This window comes from Gordonia sp. J1A (genome assembly GCF_055393515.1).
Genome location: NZ_AP041607.1, coordinates 1,838,725 through 1,859,095, shown reverse-complemented (window position 1 = coordinate 1,859,095; position 20,371 = coordinate 1,838,725). Strand labels below are relative to the sequence as shown.

19 protein-coding genes and 2 tRNA genes are annotated in these 20,371 nt (G+C 67.9%); 15 read left to right on the top strand and 6 right to left on the bottom strand.

Annotation, left to right across the window (positions count from 1 at the left end; translation table 11 throughout):
- Positions 1-20: 20 nt before the first annotated feature.
- From ACZ5QD_RS08710 to ACZ5QD_RS08675, 8 genes are all read left to right on the top strand, one after another.
- Positions 21-1,853, top strand: coding sequence for a glycosyltransferase (locus ACZ5QD_RS08710; protein WP_278124381.1), 1,833 nt, complete (start codon positions 21-23; stop codon positions 1,851-1,853).
- Between the two features lie 14 nt (positions 1,854-1,867).
- Positions 1,868-3,367 carry a glutamate--tRNA ligase gene (gene gltX, locus ACZ5QD_RS08705; protein WP_278124380.1) on the top strand — a complete coding sequence of 500 codons (1,500 nt, stop codon included), beginning with the start codon at positions 1,868-1,870 and terminating at the stop codon, positions 3,365-3,367.
- Positions 3,368-3,506: 139 nt separating this feature from the next.
- A tRNA-Gln gene (locus tag ACZ5QD_RS08700) sits at positions 3,507-3,578 on the top strand.
- Positions 3,579-3,632: 54 nt separating this feature from the next.
- Positions 3,633-3,705, top strand: a tRNA-Glu gene (locus ACZ5QD_RS08695).
- Positions 3,706-3,923: 218 nt separating this feature from the next.
- Entirely contained in the window at positions 3,924-4,781 is an 858-nt protein-coding gene (locus ACZ5QD_RS08690; protein WP_197078093.1) for an SDR family NAD(P)-dependent oxidoreductase, read from the top strand.
- Positions 4,782-4,817: 36 nt separating this feature from the next.
- The gene (locus ACZ5QD_RS08685) at positions 4,818-5,741 is read left to right on the top strand and encodes a reductase (protein WP_045539425.1); all 924 of its coding nucleotides are present in this window, start codon (positions 4,818-4,820) and stop codon (positions 5,739-5,741) included.
- 12 nt (positions 5,742-5,753) lie between these two features.
- Positions 5,754-7,322: a flavin-containing monooxygenase gene (locus ACZ5QD_RS08680; RefSeq protein WP_045539428.1), complete on the top strand. Its 1,569-nt coding sequence runs from the start codon at positions 5,754-5,756 to the stop codon at positions 7,320-7,322.
- Positions 7,323-7,331: 9 nt separating this feature from the next.
- Positions 7,332-8,084 (top strand): MerR family transcriptional regulator, encoded by a 753-nt coding sequence (locus tag ACZ5QD_RS08675; RefSeq protein ID WP_045539429.1) that lies wholly within the window; start codon positions 7,332-7,334, stop codon positions 8,082-8,084.
- Here ACZ5QD_RS08675 and ACZ5QD_RS08670 read toward each other — a convergent pair.
- Both ACZ5QD_RS08670 and ACZ5QD_RS08665 read right to left on the bottom strand, forming a co-directional pair.
- Entirely contained in the window at positions 8,066-8,566 is a 501-nt protein-coding gene (locus ACZ5QD_RS08670; RefSeq protein ID WP_006895950.1) for a pyridoxamine 5'-phosphate oxidase family protein, read from the bottom strand. The two genes, ACZ5QD_RS08675 and ACZ5QD_RS08670, sit on opposite strands and share 19 nt — an antisense overlap.
- 43 nt (positions 8,567-8,609) lie before the next feature.
- Complete coding sequence (locus ACZ5QD_RS08665; RefSeq protein ID WP_039867175.1) at positions 8,610-9,329, bottom strand: IclR family transcriptional regulator; 720 nt, start codon at positions 9,327-9,329, stop codon at positions 8,610-8,612.
- A 135-nt stretch (positions 9,330-9,464) separates the two neighbouring features.
- Here ACZ5QD_RS08665 and leuC point away from each other — a divergent pair, with 135 nt between their 5' ends.
- The 3 genes from leuC to ACZ5QD_RS08650 all read left to right on the top strand — a co-directional run bounded on the left by leuC (position 9,465) and on the right by ACZ5QD_RS08650 (position 12,456).
- Positions 9,465-10,901, top strand: coding sequence for a 3-isopropylmalate dehydratase large subunit (gene leuC, locus ACZ5QD_RS08660; protein WP_006895952.1), 1,437 nt, complete (start codon positions 9,465-9,467; stop codon positions 10,899-10,901).
- Positions 10,902-10,938: 37 nt separating this feature from the next.
- A complete protein-coding gene (gene leuD, locus ACZ5QD_RS08655; protein ID WP_464367225.1) occupies positions 10,939-11,529 on the top strand; it encodes a 3-isopropylmalate dehydratase small subunit in 591 nt (196 codons plus the stop codon).
- Positions 11,530-11,712: 183 nt separating this feature from the next.
- Positions 11,713-12,456, top strand: coding sequence for an HU family DNA-binding protein (locus tag ACZ5QD_RS08650; protein ID WP_464367224.1), 744 nt, complete (start codon positions 11,713-11,715; stop codon positions 12,454-12,456).
- An 85-nt stretch (positions 12,457-12,541) separates the two neighbouring features.
- Here ACZ5QD_RS08650 and ACZ5QD_RS08645 read toward each other — a convergent pair whose 3' ends face one another.
- From ACZ5QD_RS08645 to cofC, 3 genes are read right to left on the bottom strand one after another with little or no spacing between them, the layout of a single operon-like run.
- A complete protein-coding gene (locus ACZ5QD_RS08645) occupies positions 12,542-13,447 on the bottom strand; it encodes an NUDIX hydrolase (protein WP_006895955.1) in 906 nt (301 codons plus the stop codon).
- Positions 13,447-15,630: an RNA degradosome polyphosphate kinase gene (locus ACZ5QD_RS08640; RefSeq protein ID WP_006895956.1), complete on the bottom strand. Its 2,184-nt coding sequence runs from the start codon at positions 15,628-15,630 to the stop codon at positions 13,447-13,449. Before ACZ5QD_RS08640 ends, ACZ5QD_RS08645 begins: the two co-directional genes overlap by 1 nt.
- A gap of 14 nt (positions 15,631-15,644) precedes the next feature.
- Positions 15,645-16,376, bottom strand: a complete 732-nt coding sequence (gene cofC, locus ACZ5QD_RS08635) for a 2-phospho-L-lactate guanylyltransferase (protein WP_006895957.1) — start codon at positions 16,374-16,376, stop codon at positions 15,645-15,647.
- A gap of 126 nt (positions 16,377-16,502) precedes the next feature.
- Between cofC and ACZ5QD_RS08630 the strand changes: the two genes are divergently transcribed.
- Complete coding sequence (locus ACZ5QD_RS08630; protein WP_062367028.1) at positions 16,503-17,513, top strand: NAD(P)H-dependent glycerol-3-phosphate dehydrogenase; 1,011 nt, start codon at positions 16,503-16,505, stop codon at positions 17,511-17,513.
- A 6-nt stretch (positions 17,514-17,519) separates the two neighbouring features.
- On the opposite strand, the gene ACZ5QD_RS08625 is transcribed toward ACZ5QD_RS08630, so the two are convergent.
- Positions 17,520-18,095, bottom strand: a complete 576-nt coding sequence (locus ACZ5QD_RS08625) for a DUF3515 domain-containing protein (RefSeq protein WP_278124369.1) — start codon at positions 18,093-18,095, stop codon at positions 17,520-17,522.
- A gap of 79 nt (positions 18,096-18,174) precedes the next feature.
- On the opposite strand from ACZ5QD_RS08625, the gene thiL reads away from it, so the two are divergent.
- The 3 genes from thiL to ACZ5QD_RS08610 are packed head-to-tail and all read left to right on the top strand — an operon-like array spanning position 18,175 to position 20,368.
- Positions 18,175-19,152 carry a thiamine-phosphate kinase gene (thiL, locus tag ACZ5QD_RS08620; protein WP_278124368.1) on the top strand — a complete coding sequence of 326 codons (978 nt, stop codon included), beginning with the start codon at positions 18,175-18,177 and terminating at the stop codon, positions 19,150-19,152.
- 17 nt (positions 19,153-19,169) lie between these two features.
- Positions 19,170-19,694: a gamma carbonic anhydrase family protein gene (locus ACZ5QD_RS08615; RefSeq protein WP_006895961.1), complete on the top strand. Its 525-nt coding sequence runs from the start codon at positions 19,170-19,172 to the stop codon at positions 19,692-19,694.
- Positions 19,691-20,368: a uracil-DNA glycosylase gene (locus ACZ5QD_RS08610; protein ID WP_278124365.1), complete on the top strand. Its 678-nt coding sequence runs from the start codon at positions 19,691-19,693 to the stop codon at positions 20,366-20,368. The genes ACZ5QD_RS08615 and ACZ5QD_RS08610 overlap by 4 nt, the downstream gene beginning before the upstream one ends.
- Positions 20,369-20,371 lie beyond the last annotated feature (3 nt).

Below are 20,371 nucleotides of genomic sequence, written 5' to 3'. Positions count from 1 at the left end.
GCGTGCACAGGGAGTCGCTCATGCCCCACAGTCAGCCGGGTGGGACCGGCCACCTTCTCCAGCGGACCTTCTTCGCGAGTGACACCGCTCGCGTCGACCCCGCCCTGTACGCCGATGCAGGCGGAACACCGGTCCGGGTGGAGCGTGACTGTGCGGTCCTGTCCGACGGTTCTCGGCTGAGCACCGACACCTACTTCGGTCGGTTCGCCGCCGCGTACTGGCAGCGGTACACCGACGTCGGGACGGTCGCCGTCGAGTTCGACTACTCATGCGACGACGGCGCCGAACTCACCGTCGCCACCCGTGCCTCCGACATCAGCGGGCGGATACGGCCGCTGACCGTGGTCGGTCTCACCGGTGCGGGCCGCGCCGTGGTGGAGGTACAGATCGATCGCTACCTCGACGGCGGTGCCGCGTGGTTCGACCTCGCGGTCGTCGGTGGCCGAGCGCGCGTGTGGAACGCCCGGTGGACTACGGCGGTCGAGCCGGTCCGCGACCGCCGGGTCAGTGTGGTGATCTGCACGTTCAACCGTCCCGACGACGCTGTCGCCACGGTCGGCGCCGTCGCTCGTGACGCCGATCTCGCCGAGCGCGTCGAGACGGTTCACCTCGTCGACCAGGGCACACGCCGGGTCGCCGACGCCGCGGGCTTCGACGATCTGAGGGCCGGACTCGGCAGCCGGCTCGACTATCTCAACCAGGCCAATCTCGGTGGCAGCGGCGGTTTCTCGCGGGGAATCTACGAGGCGACCGCGGCCGGCCGACCGCTGACCGACGTGCTGGTGATGGACGACGACATCCTCTGCGAGTCGGAGTCGATCCTGCGGATGACCTCGTTCGCGCGATTCGCGCGGGAACCGATGCTGGTCGGTGCGCAGATGCTGCTGCTGTCGGAGACGACGCGCATCCACATGACGGCGGAGACCGACGATCTCGATCACCTGACGTGTGCCGACCCGCCGCCCAACGCCCGCCGCGGTGTCGACGCGCTCGAGTTCCGGCAGGACGTGCGTGTGATCGCCGGGTACAACGCCTGGTGGTCGTGCCTGATCCCGCGGGAGGCGATCGACGCGGTGGGTCTGCCGATGCCGTACTTCATCAAGTGGGACGACATCGAGTACGGCGTACGGTGCCGTCGAGCGGGCTTTCCCACGGTCACGCTGCCCAACGCCGGCGTCTGGCACGCCGACTTCCATCTCAAAGACGTCGACGACTGGTCGTCGTACTTCGGTCAGCGCAATGTACTGATCTCGGCGGCCATCCATTCGCGGTTCGACGGCAAGACGATCTCCGCGACCGTCGCGGAGCACATCGGCGAGTTGATCGTCGGCCTCAAGTACGGGCAGGCGGCGATCGAACTGCGGGCGGTCCGTGACTTTCTCGCCGGGCCGTACGTGCTCGCCGACGGCGGCCGAGCCAAGCTCGCCGAGATCAACGCGCTGCGTAGCGAGTACGACGACACCAGGCTGCGGCCCGCGTCTGAGATCGCGGACCTGCCGGTGATCCCGCGGCCGCCGGCGCCCGCGAAGAAGTGGGAACGGCGGGTGCTGGTGAAGCGCGCCGCGCAGCAGTTGCTCGGTCGGCGGGCGCCCGGGCGGGTGGCGATAGGCGCCGACGACGGAGCCTGGTGGCACGTCGGACGGTTCACCTCAGCGGTGGTCACCGACGCCTCGCAGACCGGCGTGCGGGTTCGCACATACGATCGCGCGACCAGTGTGGCGCAGGGCAGGGAGCTCGCCACGCTGTGCTGGCGACTGCGGCGGCAGGCCCCGGAACTGCAGCGCGCCTGGCGCGAAGCAGTGCCGCAGCTCACGAGCAGGGAGAACTGGGAACGACTGTTCGCAACGGACTGACTACCATTACGGCCATGACCAGTGCCGAGAACGTCCGCGTCCGCTTCTGTCCCTCCCCAACCGGAACTCCGCACGTCGGACTCGCCCGGACCGCGCTGTTCAACTTCGCTCAGGCGCGTCACGTCGGCGGCACCTTCGTCTTCCGGATCGAGGACACCGACGCGGCGCGTGACAGCCAGGAGTCGTACGACGCCATCCTCGACGCCCTGCGCTGGCTCGGATTGGAGTGGGACGAGGGACCCGAGGTCGGCGGCCCCTACGGACCGTACCGGCAGTCGGAGCGTAAGCAGATTCACCGCGATGTGGTCGCCCGGCTGCTCGAGGCGGGGGAGGCGTACGAGGCCTACTCCACCAACGAGGAGGTGGAGGCGCGGCACAAGGCGGCCGGACGCGACCCCAAGCTCGGCTACGACAACTTCGACCGTGATCTCACCGACGCGCAGCGCGCGGAGTTCCGTGCGCAGGGCCGCAAGCCGGTGATCCGGCTGCGGATGCCCGACGAGGACCTGACGTGGGACGACCTGGTTCGCGGCACCACCACGATCAAGGCGGGGACGGTGCCCGACTTCGCGCTCACTCGCGCCGCCCGCGGGGACGACGAGATCGGCGATCCGCTGTACACACTGGTGAACCCGGTGGACGACGCGATGATGAAGATCACGCACGTCCTGCGCGGCGAAGACCTCCTTCCGTCGACGCCCCGGCAGATCGCGCTGTACCGCGCACTGATGAGGCTCGGCGTGGCCGACCGCGTTCCCGAGTTCGGCCACCTGCCCTTCGTCATGGGTGAGGGCAACAAGAAGCTCTCCAAGCGCGACCCCGAGTCGAGTCTGTTCCACCACCGTGATCGGGGATTCATCCCCGAGGGTCTGCTCAACTACCTGGCCCTGCTGGGGTGGGGAATCTCCGCCGACCACGACATCTTCACGCTCGACGAGATGGTCGAGGCATTCGACGTCCGCAACGTGAATTCGAATCCCGCTCGCTTCGACCAGAAGAAGGCCGACTCCATCAATGCCGAGCACATCCGCCGGCTCGACTCCGCCGACTTCGCCGACCGACTGCAGAAGTTCCTGATCGACGGGGGCCGGTTGTCCGGGCCGGTCGACGCCGGCCGGTGGGCGGTGATCGCCGACCTCGTCCAGACGCGCATTCAAGTGCTCGGCGACGCGTGGGATCTCATCAAATTCCTGTTCGTGTCCGACGACGACTTCACCTACGACGAGAAATCTGTGAAGAAGAACCTCGGCGGGGAGGCCACCGGCGTGCTCGACGCGGCGATCGCGGCGTGCGAGGCGGTAGATCTCTGGGAGACCGCGGCCCTCGAGTCGGCTCTCAAGGAGGCTCTCGTCGACGGTCTGGAGCTCAAGCCGCGCAAGGCCTTCGGGCCCGTGCGCGTCGGTGTCACCGGTGCCGCGGTGAGCCCGCCGCTGTACGAATCGATGGAGTTGCTGGGGCGAGAGAAGTCGCTGGCTCGACTCCGCCAGGCGCGCGAACTGTCGGCTTCGCTCTGATCACCTCGGCTGGTCGGGCGCCCTGAACGGGCCCCTGACCAGCCGATTTGTGTTTAGGGTGGGTGGTGTTGGTATTGTTCTTCCCGGCCCGGAAAGCGGAACGGCAGCGCCAAGCCCAACGGATTCCGGTTCAAACCCTTGGGGTATGGTGTAATTGGCAACACAGCTGATTCTGGTTCAGCCATTCTAGGTTCGAGTCCTGGTACCCCAGCGAAGTACACGGATGTTATTCTGTGTGCCTCACAATTCAACAGAGTTGTTCTAGGGCCCCGTCGTCTAGCGGCCTAGGACGCCGCCCTCTCAAGGCGGTAGCGCGGGTTCGAATCCCGTCGGGGCTACAGAAGAAGACCCCCGGTCATGAAGTGGAATTCATGGCCGGGGGTCTTCTCTTTCGGCGTCCTCGATACACCATCCTTCACTGTGCCATTGACAACTGGCGCAGTGGGTGATGTTGTTCAGAGATGGGAAGTTGCGCGAATCACTCAGGTCCGGATCCGGTGTCTGGAATCACCGGTCGGCGCTCGGGGAGCCTCGACAGCGCGACGGGGGCGCACTGATGTACGGCGTCGACCGGCTTCTTCATCGTCTGGTCCGCGACCCGCGCTCAGTCGGTGCCGACGCGGTCGTCACCGGTGCGGGCAGCGGGATCGGGAGGGCCTTCGCACTCGAACTCGCCCGCCGGGGCGGTGATGTGGTCTGTGCCGACATCGACGCCGAGCGCGCCGCCGAGACCGTCGCGCTCATCGCCGCCGAGACCGGCCGCAGCGCCCACGCGGTCCGATGCGATGTGGCCGATCGGGCCGATGTCGAGGCGCTGGTGACCGTCGTCTGCGATGTCTTCTCCGGGGCGCCGACACTCGTCGTCAACAACGCCGGAGTCGGAATCGGCGGCGAACCGGTGGGGCAGGTGGGCCTCGACGACTGGGACTGGGCGCTGGGAATCAATCTCTGGGGCGTGATCCACGGATGCGAACTCTTCGCCCCCATGCTCCGCGCGGCCGGCCGCGGCGGAATCATCAACGTCGCGTCCGCGGCGGGGTTCGCCGCGGCACCGTCGATGGGGCCGTACAACGTCTCCAAAGCCGGCGTCATGTCGCTGTCGGAGACCCTCGCAGCCGAGCTCGCGGGGTCGGGCGTCGGAGTCACGGTGCTCTGCCCGACGTTCGTCAAGACCAATGTCGCGCGGGACGGCCGGATCACCGAGGCCGGACAGAATCTGGCCGGCCGGCTGATGGAACTGACCGGAACCTCGCCGCAGTCCGTCGCCGCCATGACCCTGGACGCCCATGATCTCGGACGGCTGTACGTGCTCCCGCAACTCGACGCCAACGTGATCTGGCGTCTCAAGCGTTTTCTCCCCGTCCCGTACGCCCGCGGTCTCGGCGTGCTGGGCCGCTTCCTGCCGGCCGCCTGACCGACAGTCTCATCGCATCCAACGAAAGGACCGGCCATGGCCATGGACTTCGACAGCATGCTCCAGAAGATCAAAGACCGGCAGTGGGCGCTCGCCGACATCGACTGGGACGCACCGGGCGCCGAACTGATCGAGCCGGAACTGCATGCGAAGCTCAAGCCGTTCATCTCCGATCTGATGTGGATCGAGAACGTCGGTGCGCGCGGATTCGCGGCGATGGCGAAGAAGGCTCCCGACGCCACCCTCAAGAGCATCTACGAGCACTTCCACGCGGAGGAACAGAAGCACGCGAACGCCGAGCTGGCGCTGATGCGGCGCTGGGGGATGCTCGACGACGATGAGATCCCGTCGCCCAACGTGAACGTTCAGCTGGTGATCAACTGGCTCGATCGTTACTCCGACGGACTGTCGCTGTCGTTCCTGGGCACGGTGATTCCGATGCTGGAGGTGGCGCTCGACGGTGCGCTCATCAAGTTCATCACCGACGAGGTGAAGGACCCGGTGGCGCAGGAGGTGTTCAAGCGGATCAACTCCGACGAATCACGCCACCTGGCAGTGGATTTCGAGGTGATGGACATGTTGGGCCACGCCAGTCTGCGTCGGCGCACGATCGACTTCGTCGGCGGATGGGCGCAGCCCTCTCTGCTCATCGGACTGCTGACATACCTTCCGCTGCTGAACAAGATGCGCGACAACATCGTCGCGATGGGCGTCGACGAGCAACGTCTCTACAGCGCGATGAAGCGCTACCGCTCGGTCGGGCGGCGCAGCGAGTACACCCGCAGACTGCCGATGTTCCGTTTCGTCGCCACACACGGCGCTCTGGTGACCAATCGTGACAACGTCGCCTATCACGCGGTCGCCGATTCGCTGGTGACGGTGACGAACTGGATTCCCGTGTCGCTGGTGAGGCGAACACCGACGTGGTCGCGGGAGTTGACCTACGAGCCCACGGCCTGACGGGAGACCACCATGACACTCTCAGTGGCCGTCATCGGAGCCGGATTCGCCGGTATCGGCGCCGCGATCAGACTCAAAGACAAGGGCATCGACGACTTCGTCGTGTTCGAACGGGACACCGCGATCGGCGGGACGTGGCGCGACAACACCTATCCCGGTGCCGCGTGCGATATTCCGTCCCAGCTGTACTCGTACAGCTTCGCTCCCAATCCGGAGTGGTCGCACACCTATTCCGGCAGCCGCGAGATCCTCGACTACATCGAAGAGATGGCCGACGCCGCCCGAGTGCGCGAACACATCCGGTTCGAGCACACCGTCTGCGGCCTGGACTATGACGCGGCCTCGGGTGAATGGACGATCTCCTTCGAGCACCGCGCACCTGTTCGGGCGCGGTCGGTGATCCTGGCGTCCGGCCCGCTCGCCAATCCCTCGTTCCCGGACATCCGCGGAATAGACGACTACGAAGGTCATCGGATCCACAGTGCCCGATGGGACCACGACTACGACTTCACCGGCAAACGGGTGGCGGTGGTGGGCACCGGGGCCAGCGCCGTCCAGATCGTGCCCGAGTTGGTGAAACAGGCGGCTTCGGTGAAGGTCTTCCAGCGGACCCCCGGCTGGGTTCTGCCGCGCGTCGACGTCAAGACCGGCAGGCTGACCAAGACCGCATACCGATCGATTCCCGGAGCCCAGAAGCTGGTCCGTTCGGCATGGTTCTGGGGACACGAATCCATCGCGCTCGGCGTGGTCTGGAACACTCCGCTCACCCGCGCGTTGGAAGCGGCGAGCAAGCTGTACCTGCGGTCGCAGGTGTCCGACCCGTGGCTCCGGCGCCAACTCACCCCGGACTTCGCAGCCGGCTGCAAGCGGCTGTTGATGACCACCGACTACTATTCGGCGCTTCAGCAGGACAATTGCAAGCTGGTCACCTGGCCGATCGCCCGGATCGCACCCCAGGGGATCCGGACGGTCGAGGGTATCGAGCACCAGGCCGACTGCATCGTCTTCGCGACCGGGTTCGACGTGGCGAAGGCGGGCACGCCGATACCGGTGACGGGTCTGGACGGACGGGTCCTCGCCGACGAATGGCGAGGCGGTGCGTACGCGTACCGCAGCGTCGCGGTGTCGGGGTACCCCAATCTGTTCTTCACGTTCGGACCCAACTCCGGCCCGGGCCACAACTCCGCGTTGGTGTACATGGAGGCCCAGATCGAATACATCACCGACGCCATCGGGCGACTGCTGGCGGCCGACTGGAAGGCACTCGACGTCCGGGCCGACGTCCAGCGGGCCTACAACGACGACATTCAGCGGCGGCTGGGCGCCACCACGTGGAACTCCGGTTGTCGGAGCTGGTATCTCACCGATGACGGCTTCAACGCGACGATGTATCCGGGATTCGCGACCCAGTACGTCCGTCAGCTCCGCAGGGTGGATCTACGCGACTACCGAATCCTGGTGCACGCGTCGGGGCGGGGCGCCGATGCCGAGATGGCGGGCGGCCGCGGGGGAGGCTCCGATGCCGCCCGTGCGGTCGATCCCGGTCTGCGGGGTCGGAGGCGACCCGTGGGTGCCGGATAACATCTGCGCATGACCGAGTACCGGATCGACGACCTCGCTCGCATATCCGGGGTCACCACCCGCAACATCCGCGGCTATCAAGAGCACGGCCTCCTGCCGCGCCCGGTGCGTCGAGGAAGGGTGGCGATCTACACGGAGAAGCACCTGAGCAGACTCCGCGCGATCGACAAACTGCTGCGCAACGGGTTCACGCTCAAGCACATCGCGACCTTCCTGACGAATCCGCGGGCACTCGTCGGCGAGGCTCTGGAGCTGACCGAGATCCTCGACGAGCCGTGGGCGAGTACGGAACGGACCGTGTTCGACCACCCGGCGCTCGAGCGTCTGTTCGGAACCGTCGACGACGCAGACGTGCAGGCGTTGCTCGGCGCGGGCCTGCTGGAGGAGACCGCCGACGGCGCGGCGTATGAGACCGGCGATCCTCGGAGCCTCCGCAATCTCGCGCGGCTCGTCGAACAGGGAATGCGACTGACGGTGCTGGCCGACGTGCACCGTCGGTTCGCCGAGAAGGTCGCCGAGGCCGCCGAGATCCTGATGGTCTCCGCACGGGAAGAGGTGGACCGCAGGCGCGGCCCGGGATGGGTGCCTGCCGACCAGGACGAGGCGTCCTGGGCGGCCTCACTGCTGGGGACGATGCGTGCGGTCGGTACGCAGAATGCACACGCCACCCTCGACCGGTGCCTCGACGGAGCGCTCGACCACGAACTCAGAGTCCATCAGCACGCGGCCGGGGAACGCGAGTCTCAGTCGTCGAGCCACTGAGCCGTCGACCCCGCCACGGGCATCGACGGGAGGTTCAGCTTCCGGTGGTCCCACGAGCGGATCCTTGACGGCACCAGGCGCACCGCGACCCTCTTGTTCATCATCGCTTCGACGGCGGGCTGGAGGTCGTCGCTGTACGGCCCGGTGTACCGCTCCCACACGCTGATGCCGACCTTGAGGCAGCTCTCGGCGTCGTCGTAGACCTCGACCGTGCCTTCGATGCTGACGCCGCGCAGAGTGTCGTAGGTGTCGCCGTCCTCGATCAGGACCGTCGCGTGCGGGTCGCGGCGGAGATTGACCACCTTCTGCGACTTCGCCTTGGTCTCGAACCAGATCTCGCCGTCGATCACGCCGTACCACATGGCGGTGAGGTGGATCGCGTCCTTGCCGTGCGTTCCGAGAGTGGCGACCCGGTGGCGGTTGATGAATTCCTCGATCTCGTCGTCGCTCATGACGATCGCCGCGCGTTGGTTGATTCCCATGATCCGACGTTATCGTCTCGCCCGTCGGGCTGCCGCGGTCGACTCAGATCTGTGCCGGTGTCTTGAGTTTCGCGCTGATGGCGTCGGCGGCCGCCACCAGATCGGTGGCCAGCCGGTCGCCGGGACGGCGGCCCATCCGGTCGACGGGTCCGGACACCGACACCGCGGCCACGACGGCGCCGGAGGCGTCGCGCACGGGTGCGGAGATGCTCGCCACGCCCGCAGCGCGTTCGGCGACGCTCTGCGCCCATCCTCGCCTGCGGATCTCGGCGAGCGTCCGCTCGGAGTAGACGGCGTCGGCGAGGAGACTGCGGAGAGTGTCGGGATCGGACCAGGCGGCGAGCACCTTGGCCGCCGAGCCCGCGGACATCGGCAGCCGCGTGCCCTCCGGAACGGTGTCGCGCAGACCGGTCGGCGGCTCCACGGCCGCGATGCAGACGCGATCGGCGCCCTCTCGGCGATAGAGCTGCACCGACTCGCCTGTGGACTCCTGCAGGCGGGGGAGCACCATCAGGGCGGCTTCGCGGACGGTATCGCGGGCGGTCGCGGCGAGCCTGCCGAGAGTGGGACCGGGAATCCACCGGCCGCTGTCGTCGCGCGCGACCAACTGGTGCACTTCGAGCCCGACGGCCAGCCGGTGGGCGGTGGCCCGGGGCAGCCCGGTCGCGTCGCACAGCTCGCCCAAGTTGCACGGCTGCTCCGACACCGTGTGCAGAATCATCACGGATTTGTCCAGCACGCCGATTCCGCTATCCTTTCCCATAGGACGATATTAACCGTCCAAATACTGAGATTGAAAGTCGAGGGGCGCAGGCCCGGCCGAGGTGGTCCACAGCCCGGACCTCCCGGTCGCGTCTCCCGACTCGAAGCGGAACTACTAGAAGATGCGAGTGAGCTCATGACGCAGAGCGCCGGAAATCCGCGCACGCTGGCCGAGAAGGTCTGGGACGACCACGTCGTCGTTCCGGGAGAGGCCGATGCGAGCGGCAACACCAACCCCGACCTGATCTACATCGACCTGCACCTCGTGCACGAGGTGACCAGTCCGCAGGCCTTCGACGGCCTCCGGATGGCCGGCCGGAAGCTGCGTCGACCGGACCTCACCATCGCCACCGAGGACCACAACGTCCCGACCGTCGACATCTTCAGCCCGATCGCCGATCAGGTCTCGGCCCTGCAGGTGGAGACGCTGCGCAAGAATTGCGAGGAGTTCGGCGTCCGCCTCTACCCGATGGGCGACGCGGAACAGGGCATCGTGCACGTCGTCGGTCCCCAGCTGGGACTGACCCAGCCCGGCATGACCGTCGTCTGCGGCGACAGCCACACCTCCACTCACGGCGCCTTCGGCGCGCTGGCGATGGGGATCGGCACCTCCGAGGTGGAGCATGTGATGGCCACCCAGACGCTGTCGCTGCGGCCGTTCAAGACGATGGCGATCACCGTCGACGGCGAACTGCCGCCCGGCGTCACGAGCAAGGACCTGATCCTGGCCGTGATCGCGGAGATCGGCACCGGCGGCGGACAGGGACACGTGCTGGAGTACCGCGGTCCGGCGATCGAGAAGCTCTCGATGGAGGCCCGGATGACGATCTGCAACATGTCGATCGAGGCGGGTGCCCGGGCCGGCATGATCGCGCCGGACGAGGTGACCTACGAGTTCCTCAAGGGCCGTCCGCATGCACCGACCGGCGACGACTGGGATGCGGCCGTGGAGTACTGGAACTCGCTGCGGACCGACGAGGGTGCGGTCTTCGACCGCGAGGTCCACATCGACGCCTCCGCCTTGACGCCCTTCGTCACCTGGGGGACCAACCCCGGCCAGGGTCTGCCGTTGGGGGCGAACGTGCCGGATCCGGCCGACATCACCGACGAGACCGAGGCGCAGGCGGCCGCTCGGGCGCTCGAGTACATGGACTTGACGCCCGGCATGCCGCTGCGCGAAGTCAAGGTCGACACCGTCTTCGTCGGCTCATGCACCAACGGACGCATCGAAGATCTGCGGGCGGTCGCGGAGGTCCTCAAGGGCCGCAAGGTGGCTGACGGAATGCGGATGCTGGTGGTGCCCGGTTCCATGAAGGTCCGTGCGCAGGCCGACGCGGAGGGACTCGGCGAGATCTTCGAGGCAGCCGGCGCCGAATGGCGGATGGCGGGTTGCTCGATGTGCCTGGGAATGAACCCGGACCAGCTCTCGCCGGGCGAGCGCTGCGCGTCGACGTCGAACCGCAACTTCGAGGGTCGCCAGGGCAAGGGCGGCCGCACGCATCTGGTGTCGCCGGCGGTCGCCGCCGCGACCGCCGTGCGCGGCACGCTCGCCGCCCCCGCCGATCTGGACTGACCGAGCCTCTCCAAGGCCTGACTAGGAGTCAAACACGATGGAACCGTTCATCACCCACACCGGTGTCGGAGTTCCGTTGCAGCGCAGCAACGTCGACACCGATCAGATCATCCCCGCCGTCTACCTCAAGCGCGTCACACGCACCGGATTCGAGGACGGCCTGTTCGTCGGGTGGCGCGGCGACCCCGACTTCATTCTCAACAACGAGCCCTGGAGCAAGGGGTCGGTGCTCGTCGCCGGACCGGATTTCGGCACCGGCTCCTCGCGTGAGCACGCCGTCTGGGCACTCATGGACTTCGGCTTCCGCGTCGTCATCTCGTCGCGCTTCGCCGATATCTTCCGCGGCAATTCCGGCAAGGCCGGGCTGGTGGCCGCACAGGTGGCCCAGTCCGACGTCGAGCTGCTGTGGAAGCGGCTCGAGGCCGAGCCGGGACTGGAGCTGACGGTCAGTCTGGAGGACAAGACCGTCACCGCGGGCGATCTCGTGGTGCCGCTGCAGATCGACGATTACACGCGCTGGCGCCTGATGGAGGGACTCGACGACATCGGGCTGACCCTCCGCCAGACGGATGCGATCGCCGAGTACGAGTCGCGGCGTCCGTCGTTCAAGCCGACCACCCTGCCCTGACCTGCGATCGCGGGCGCTGAAGCCTCACGGCGAGAATCGATTTCGACGCTCGCCGTGAGGCTTGCGTTCTGCGGCCGAACTTCTCATGTGAATTTGCGCTGGTTGGCTTATTTTGCGCCACGATCCGTTTACCGTGTGGATTAGCTGGCACGCCCGGCCAGTGTGAATCCTGCGGAGGTACGGATGAACAAGGCAGAACTCATCGAGGAACTCACCAAAAGACTCGATGCGGACAGGAAGACAGCCACCAACTTCGTCGAGCAGGCGATCGACACCATCGTTCGCGCCGTGAACAAGGGTGAGAGCGTCACGATCACCGGTTTCGGCGTCTTCGAGAAGCGCCGTCGTGCAGCACGCGTGGCACGCAATCCCCGCACCGGAGAAACGGTGAAGGTGAAGGCCACGTCGATCCCGGCCTTCCGGCCGGGTGCACAGTTCAAGGCGATCGTCTCCGGCAAGCAGAAGCTCAAGTCGGGGCAGCCCGCGGTGAAGCGCGCGTCGGCGACACCGGCCGCCGGTTCCGGAACCGCCAAGAAGGCCGCACCGGCTAAGTCCACCGCTGCGGCGAAGAAGACCACCGCGGCGAAGAAGACGACGGCCAAGAAGACGACGGCCACGAAGACCACGGCCGCGAAGAAGACGGCCGCCACGAAGGCCGCCGCGAAGAAGACGACGCCGGCGAAGAAGACCGCCGCCGCGAAGAAGACCCCCGCGAAGAAGACCGCGGCCAAGAAGACGGTTCCGGCGAAGACCGCCGGCGCGGGTACGACGGCCACGAGCGCCGCGGCCGAGAAGACGGCACCGGCGAAGAAGACGACAGCCAAGAAGACCGCTGCTGCCAAGAAGACGACGGCGGCCAAGAAGTCCGCTCCGGCGAAGAAGACCGCCGCCAAGAAGTCCGCACCGACGAAGGGCGCCGACGACTGACCGAATCCACCTGCCGCCAAAGGGTATTGCGCACTTCGGCCCCTGTCCGCACGATGTGGACGGGGGCCGAAGTGCGTCCGGTGTGTCAGTCGGCGAGCGGACTGGGGATGTGATCGGCGGCGACGAGATCGCCGTCGCGCGTGGTCAGCACCCATACGCTGCCCTTGCGGTTGTCCGCTTCGGGCAACTCCACACCGTCGGCCTCGGCCCACCGGTGCAGCAACGGTGCGATGACTCCGCCCTGACTGCACACCGCGTGCACCGACCCGGTCTTGCTCGCCAGTCGTCGAATCCTGCGGTAGGCCTCGTCCGGAGCCGCCTCGAAGGACTCCTCCGACAGTGCGGGTTCCAGCTTCACCTCGGTGCGCAGCGATTCGGCCAGCGGCGCGAGAGTGTCGACGCACCGTGTCCGGTCGGCGGCGTGCAGGCGGTGCGCGCCGAAGAGGGGGAGCAGCTCACGGATCGCCGCGGCCTGGGCCACCCCGCACGTGTCGAGCGGCCGCAGGCGATCGTCGCCGGTGAAGTCCCTGCGGCTCCCCGCCGACGCATGCCGGAGAACGATCAGTGTGTGCAGCTCTCGCACCGGCCGGGAGGCGAAGGTGTGCAGCACATCGCGATCGGCGTCGTAGCTGACCGCGTCGATCGCGTCGGCCACCGGAAGCCACTTCAGATCGTCGCATTCGCGGTTGGCGTGGAACCCTCCGCCGACGGCCTCCACCGCCCAATAGGAGACCCGTTTCGGCACCCCCGAGGCCAGACGGTAGCCGACAGTGCGCAGCCGGTGTCCCAACCGCACCTCGTAGCCGGTCTCTTCGACGAGTTCCCGCGCGGCCGTCACCGGCAGGATCTCGCCGCGTTCGGCCTTTCCCTTGGGCAGCGACCAGTCGTCGTAGCGCCGCCGGTGAACCAGCGCCACCTTCACGCCGGCCGACTTGCTCGGCTTCCAGAGGACGCCGCCTCCGGCCCACACGGTACGGGTCGGCCGGCTCATCAGGATCCAGTCGGGTCGGCGTGGTGGCGTTGACGGGTCATCATCTGTCGCTGGTGGTCGCGGACCTGCTCACCGGCCGCCGGCTGGGCCCGCCAGGTGCCGTCCGGCTGCAGTTCCCAGCAGCGGGTCCGGGGATCGAGCGCCGACTCGAAGATGTCCTCCAGATCGGCGGCCAGCCTGCGGTCACGGACCTGCACCATCACCTCGACACGTCGATCGAGGTTGCGGTGCATCATGTCGGCGCTGCCGATCCAGTACTCGTTCTGGGCACCGAACTGCAGGATCCGTGAATGCTCCAGGAACTCGCCGAGAATCGACCGGACGACGATGTTCTCGCTGAGTCCCTCCACACCCGGTCGCAGCGCGCAGATGCCCCGCACCACCACGTCGACGCGAACGCCCGCCTGTGAGGCCCGGTACAGCGCGTCGATCACCTGCTCGTCGACCAGCGCGTTGGCCTTGAGCCGGATGAGTGCCCCCGGATCTCCGGACCGGTGGGCCGCGATCTCGCCCTCGATCCGCTCGATGATGCCGGTGCGGATGCCGTGGGGCGCCACCAGCAGATTCCGGTACTCCTGCTTGCGCGAGTAGCCGGTGAGCGTGTTGAACAGGTCGGTGAGGTCCGAGCCGATCTCCGGTGCGGCGGTGAACAGACCGACGTCTTCGTACAGCCGTGCCGTCTTCGGGTTGTAGTTGCCCGTGCCGATGTGACAGTAGCGGCGAAGGGTCGAGCCCTCGCGACGGATCACCAGGCAGGTCTTGCAATGCGTCTTGAGCCCGACGAGCCCGTAGACGACGTGCACCCCGGCCTGTTCCAGAGTGCGCGCCCAGCGGATGTTGGCCTGTTCGTCGAACCGTGCCTTGAGTTCCACCAGCGCCACCACCTGTTTGCCCGCGGCCGCGGCGTCGATCAGCGCGTTGACGATGGGCGAGTCGCCCGAGGTGCGGTAGAGGGTCTGCTTGATCGCCAGCACGTGCGGATCGGCGGCCGCCTGCTCGATGAATCGCTGGACGCTGGTGGAGAACGAGTCGTAGGGGTGATGTACCAGCACGTCGCCGTCGCGCAGGGTCGAGAAGATGCTCTTCGGCGTCTCCCGCTCACCGAACGCCGGGTGGGTGGCCGGCACGAACGGACGCTCCTTCAGCTGCGGCCGGTCGATCCCGTAGATCTGCCAGAGACAGGTCAGATCGAGCAGTCCAGGCACTTGGATGACGTCGCCCGGGTCGACGTCCAACTCGCGGAGCAGGAGTTCGAGCATGTGCTCGGTCATGTCGTCGCCGACCTCGAGCCGGACCGGTGAACCGAACCGCCTGCGCGCCAGTTCGCGTTCGAGCGCCTGGAGCAGGTCCTCGTCACGGTCCTCGTCGACCTCGAAGTCGGCGTTGCGCGTGACCCGGAAGACGTGGTGCTCCACGATCTCCATGCCGGGGAACAGTTCCGGCAGATTGGCCGCGATCAGATTCTCCACGGGCAGGAAGAGCGCGGTGCGCGGCCCGTCGTCGGGGCCCTGCGGCTGGACGAGACGGTCGACCCGGACGAACCGGTTGACGTTGTCGGGCACCTTCACACGCGCGAAGTGCTCGCCGCCCTCGGCGCGGTCCTTCACCGTCACCGCGAGGTTCAGGCTCAGACCCGAGATGTAGGGGAACGGATGCGCCGGATCGACGGCCAGCGGGGTCAGGATCGGGAACAGTTCGTTGTGGAAGTGCGTCTGCATCCGCACCCGCTCGGCGGCCGTGAGATCGTCCCAGCCGATGATCTTGATGTTCTCGCCGGAGAGTGCCGGGAGCACCGAGTCACGGAAGACGCGCGCATGCCGGTCGGCGATCTTCTGGGTGCGGACAGCGATCATATGCAGTTGCTCGCGCGGGGAACGGCCGTCCGCCGAGCGCACCGAGAGGCCGGTCTCGTCGCGGCGCTTGAGGCCCGCGACGCGCACCATGAAGAACTCGTCGAGATTCGACGCGAAGATGGCCAGGAACTTGGCGCGCTCCAGCAGCGGGCGGGAGACGTCCTCGGCCAGTGCGAGGACGCGAGAGTTGAAGTCGAGCCAGCTCAGCTCACGGTTGAAGTACCGGTCGGCGGGCAGGTCCGCCGCTTCGTCGGGATCCACGGTCTCGGCCGGCAGTGCGGCGGGCAGGGCGGTCTGGGACTCGTTCTCGATCTCTTCCGTGGCACTCACGCGTCAATTGTGGACTATCGGTCCGATGCTGTCCTGTCAGCCGGACGGTTTGGTTCACCGGAGTGTCGGGACGCCCGGAGTGCCGCGCCCGTGCGTCTCCCGACGCCGAGTTCGACCGCGGCGGCCAGATCCGCGGGCGTGTCGACGTCGGTGCGCAGCCGGGCCCACCGCAGCCGCCCGGGATCGAGCTCAACCGCTCCGGCCGCTCGGTGCGCCGACGCCGACCGGGCACCGAATCGCGGTTCGACGGGGTGCTGGGCGCGCACCACCAGCAGCGCCGTGCCCTCTCCGGAGCGGTCGGCGACGAAGGCTGCGGGGGCGCCTCCGGCGATGGCTGCGGCCGCTTCGTCCAGTACCTCGGCGAGCGTGAGCGCGTCGAGCGCCGCGAGGTCGGCCTGCAACGCGGCGATGAGCGCGGCGGTCGGGGAGACGGCCGCGATCGCATGCGCCAGCGCTGCGTTCAACGGTGATCGGCGCGGCGCGGCGCCGGCCTCCTCGGGCTCGTCGAGTACCCGGACACCGTGCTCGCGGACGGCGACGTGCACGGCGGGATCGGGAGTGACGACAGCCGCCTGCGCGACGCCCGCCTCCCGGACCGCCTCGAGCGTGTCGCCGAGCATCGCGGTCACCAGGCTCCGGCGCTGCTCGTCGGAGGGCAGGGCCCCGGCCAGCCGTGACTTCGCGTGGTCCAGCCGTTTCACGGCCAGGACGACGGCTATCGGGAGCGGGTCGCGCATGTTCACCATGGTGCAGCACCGACGGGCCGGGCCGCCTGCCGGGCCGTCGAGCCGACCCCGGCGATCGGCGCTGAGCCGTGGCGAGGTGGCGCTAGGGTGGACCGCAGTTACCGGTCGTGGGTGGAGGAGTCGCGAGTGCGTGCAGTAGTGATGGGTGCTGGATCGTGGGGCACCGCGGTGGCGAAGGTGCTCGCCGATGCGGGCAACGAGGTGAAGATCTGGGCTCGCCGTCCGGAGCTGGTGGAGCAGATCAACACCGCCCACGAGAATCGCGATTACCTCTCGGGTATCGCGCTGCCCGAGAGTCTGCGGGCCGTCGGCTCCGTGGAGGAGGCGCTGGCCGGCGCCGAACTGGTGGTGTGTGCGGTGCCCTCGCAGTCGTTGCGTGCCAACCTCGAGATCTGGCGACCGCATCTGCCCGCCGATGCGATCCTGCTGTCCCTCGCCAAGGGCGTCGAGACGAGTTCCGGTAAGCGGATGAGCGAAGTGATCGCCGAGGTCACCGGGTTCCCGGCTCGGCAGATCGCGGTGCTGACCGGACCCAACCTCGCGAAAGAGGTGGCGCAGGGACAGCCCGCCGCCACCGTGATCGCATGCGTCGACGAGGCCCAGGCGGTTCGTGTGCAGGAGGCGTTCGCCACCGGATACTTCCGTCCGTACACCAACGTCGACGTCGTCGGCTGCGAGATCGGCGGAGCGGCGAAGAACGTGATCGCGCTCGCGTGCGGCATGGCGTCCGGGATGGGCTTCGGCGAGAACACGCTGGCGACGATCATCACGCGCGGTCTCGCCGAGACCATTCGGCTGGGAGTGGCACTGGGCGCCGACATCACGACCCTCGCCGGTCTCGCGGGCATCGGCGACCTCGTGGCGACGTGCTCCTCGCCGCTGTCGCGCAACCGAACCTTCGGTGCCCGCCTGGGCGAGGGCGCGAGCCTGGCCGAGGCTCAGGCGGCGACCAACGGGCAGGTGGCCGAGGGCGTCAAATCGTGCTCGTCGGTGCTGGCGCTGGCGAAGGCGCACGGGGTGGAGATGCCGCTGACCGAGGCCGTCCATCAGGTGTGCCACGAGGGCATGTCGGTGTCGGACATGGTCAGTTCCCTGCTCGGGCGCAGCACCAAACCGGAGGTGTACGGGCGGGCCTGAGCCGCGTCAGCGGCCGAAGTCGAGCGGGGCTCGCTGCAGATTCTTCTCGATCAACGCCGAGACGTCGGTGATCGGCGCGTTGCCGGCACCCGCGGGCACCCACACGGCCACGTAGGGGCGGTGGTCGACGCTCACGTACGCCTGACCGCGGCCCTCGATCGTGTCGGTGATGAACCACTGGACCGGGTTGATCACCTGCAGTGAACTCGTCGGCGCGAGTTCGTCGGGCCGCTCGACACCGCAGCGCACCACAACCGGGTCGGAGTCGGCTTTGGTCCATCGGACGGTGGTCCCGTCGACCGACTTGCCCTCGAAGTCGCCGAGCTCATCGGGCAGTTTCTTGATGAACTCGGCGCAGCCGGCGGCGTCGGCGGCGGTGGTCGTGTACGACTCGACCGGTGACGGCGGGGTGTCGTCGGCGGAGAAGTGCAGCGCCGCGTACGTGATGAAGCCGGCGATCACCATGACCGGGACTGCCACCAGGGTGGCGATCATCGCCGGACTGAATCGCGGTCCCTCATCGGCCGCGGTCTGGCCGTCCTGAGCCTTCTCCGTTGGAGTGTTCCCGGTGCCGTCGCTCATGCTGCCAGTGTGATCGATGGACTGCGTCCGTGGAAATCGGTGCGACCGTTCGCGGTGCGCCGGCGGTAGCATCGGCCCGATGAAGACAGTGGGTGAAGTCGGAGAACGCGCGCTGGTCGCGATGTTCACCACTGCCGCGGCGTCGGGCGGTGACACCGACGATCTGGTGATCGGGTCGGGCGACGATGCAGCGGTGTTCGCGCCCACCGGACCGGTGGTGGTCAGCACTGACACAGCGGTCGCGGGCAGGCACTTCCGGTTCGACTGGTCGACTCCGCGGCAGATCGGGGCACGGGCGGTGGTCCAGAGCGCCGCCGACATCGCGGCGATGGGCGGGGTCCTCACCGGCGTCGTCGTGTCGATCGGCTGCCCGCCGCAGACCCCGGTGGAGCGCGTGCTCGAGCTCAACGCCGGCATCGTCGACCAGACCCACAGGTATCGGGCGCGGGTGCTCGGCGGCGACCTCGTGTCCTCGTCGGAGGTGGTGCTGACCGTCACCTCCCTCGGTGTTCTCGACGGCACGCAGGCGGTGGCGCTGTCGGGTGCGCGCGGCGGCGAGGTGCTCGCGCTCAGCGGTCCGCTCGGCGGTCCGGCAGGCGGTCTGGCGGCTCTGTCTGCCGTCGAGCACGGGGCGGATCCTCTTCTGCTGGAGCAGTTCTCCGACCTGGTCGAGGCCTACCGCCTCCCGCGGCCGGATCTGGGTCAGGGGCGCGTGGCGGCGCTGGCGGGCGCCCGGGCGATGACCGACGTCTCCGACGGCCTCGTGGAGGAGATCATCACGATGGCGGAGGCTTCGCAGGTACGGATCGACATCGATTCGGCGTCGGTTCCCCAGGTCCGCGGGCTCGCCGAACTCGGGGCGGCGCTCGGCGTCGACCCCGCGCGATGGGCCCTCGCGGGCGGCGAGGAACACGAGCTGCTCGCGGCCTTCGAGCCCTCGGCGGTCCCCGCGGGCTGGACGGTGATCGGGACGGTGTCCGACGGCGAGCCCGACGCCCGCATCGACGGCGCGGCCGTCGGAGAGATCCGCGGGTGGCAATCGTTCACCGAGACCTGACCTGATTAGATCGACGTATGGCTGTCTACGCACTCGGCGATCGTGAGCCGGTTCTCGGCACAGACGTTTTCATTCATCCCGACGCGACCGTCATCGGTGCGGTGACGCTCGGCGACGGGGTCTCGATCTGGCCGGGAGCGGTGCTCCGCGGCGACTACGGGACCATCACCGTCGGCGACCGCACCAACATCCAGGACGGCACGGTGGTGCACTGCACCTTCACCGAGCCCACCGTGATCGGCGCCGGTTGCGTCGTCGGGCACAACGCGCACATCGAGGGATCGACGATCGGCGACGAATGCCTGATCGCTTCGGGATCGGTGGTCCTGAACCGTTCGGTGATCGGCGCGGGCTCGGTGGTCGGCGCCGGTGCGGTGGTGTCGTACGGCTTCACGGTTCCCGAGCGGTCGATGGTGCTCGGCGTCCCGGCCCGCCTCCGCGAGGGCTATCAGGTTCCGGAGGGCCATCTGCAGCAGAACACCGAGCTCTACTACCAGAACGCCCAGTACTACCGGAAGAGCCTCCGGAGGCTCGACGCGTGAGCGCCAAGCCGTTGGCCGAGCTGATCGATCCCGGCTGGGCTCAGGCACTGGCGCCGGTCGAGGAGACGGTCGCACGGATGGGCCGATTCCTGCGCGAGGAGATCGCGGCCGGCCGTCGCTACCTGCCCGCCGGAGAGAACGTGCTGCGCGCGTTCGCGCAGCCCTTCGATGACGTCCGGGTTCTCATCGTCGGACAGGATCCCTATCCCACGCCGGGGCACGCTGTGGGACTGAGCTTCTCCGTGGCGCCGGACGTCCGCCCGATTCCGCGATCGCTGCAGAACATCTACCAGGAGTACTGCGAAGACCTCGGTTATCCCCGTCCGGCCAACGGCGATCTGACGCCGTGGGCGCGGCAGGGCGTTCTCCTTCTCAACAGAGTTCTGACGGTGCGCCCGGGCGAACCGGCGTCCCACCGCAACAAGGGGTGGGAAGAGGTGACCGAGTGCGCGATCAAAGCGCTGGCCGCGCGCGACGAGCCCATGGTGGCGATCCTGTGGGGCAACGACGCCCGGCAGCTGGTGAAGTGGTTGCCCGACGTCCCGGTCATCGAATCGCCCCACCCGTCGCCGCTCTCGGCGTCGCGCGGGTTCTTCGGTTCGCGACCCTTCTCCCGCGCCAACGAGGAACTGCTCGATCTCGGCGGCGATCCGGTGGACTGGCGTCTGCCCTGATCC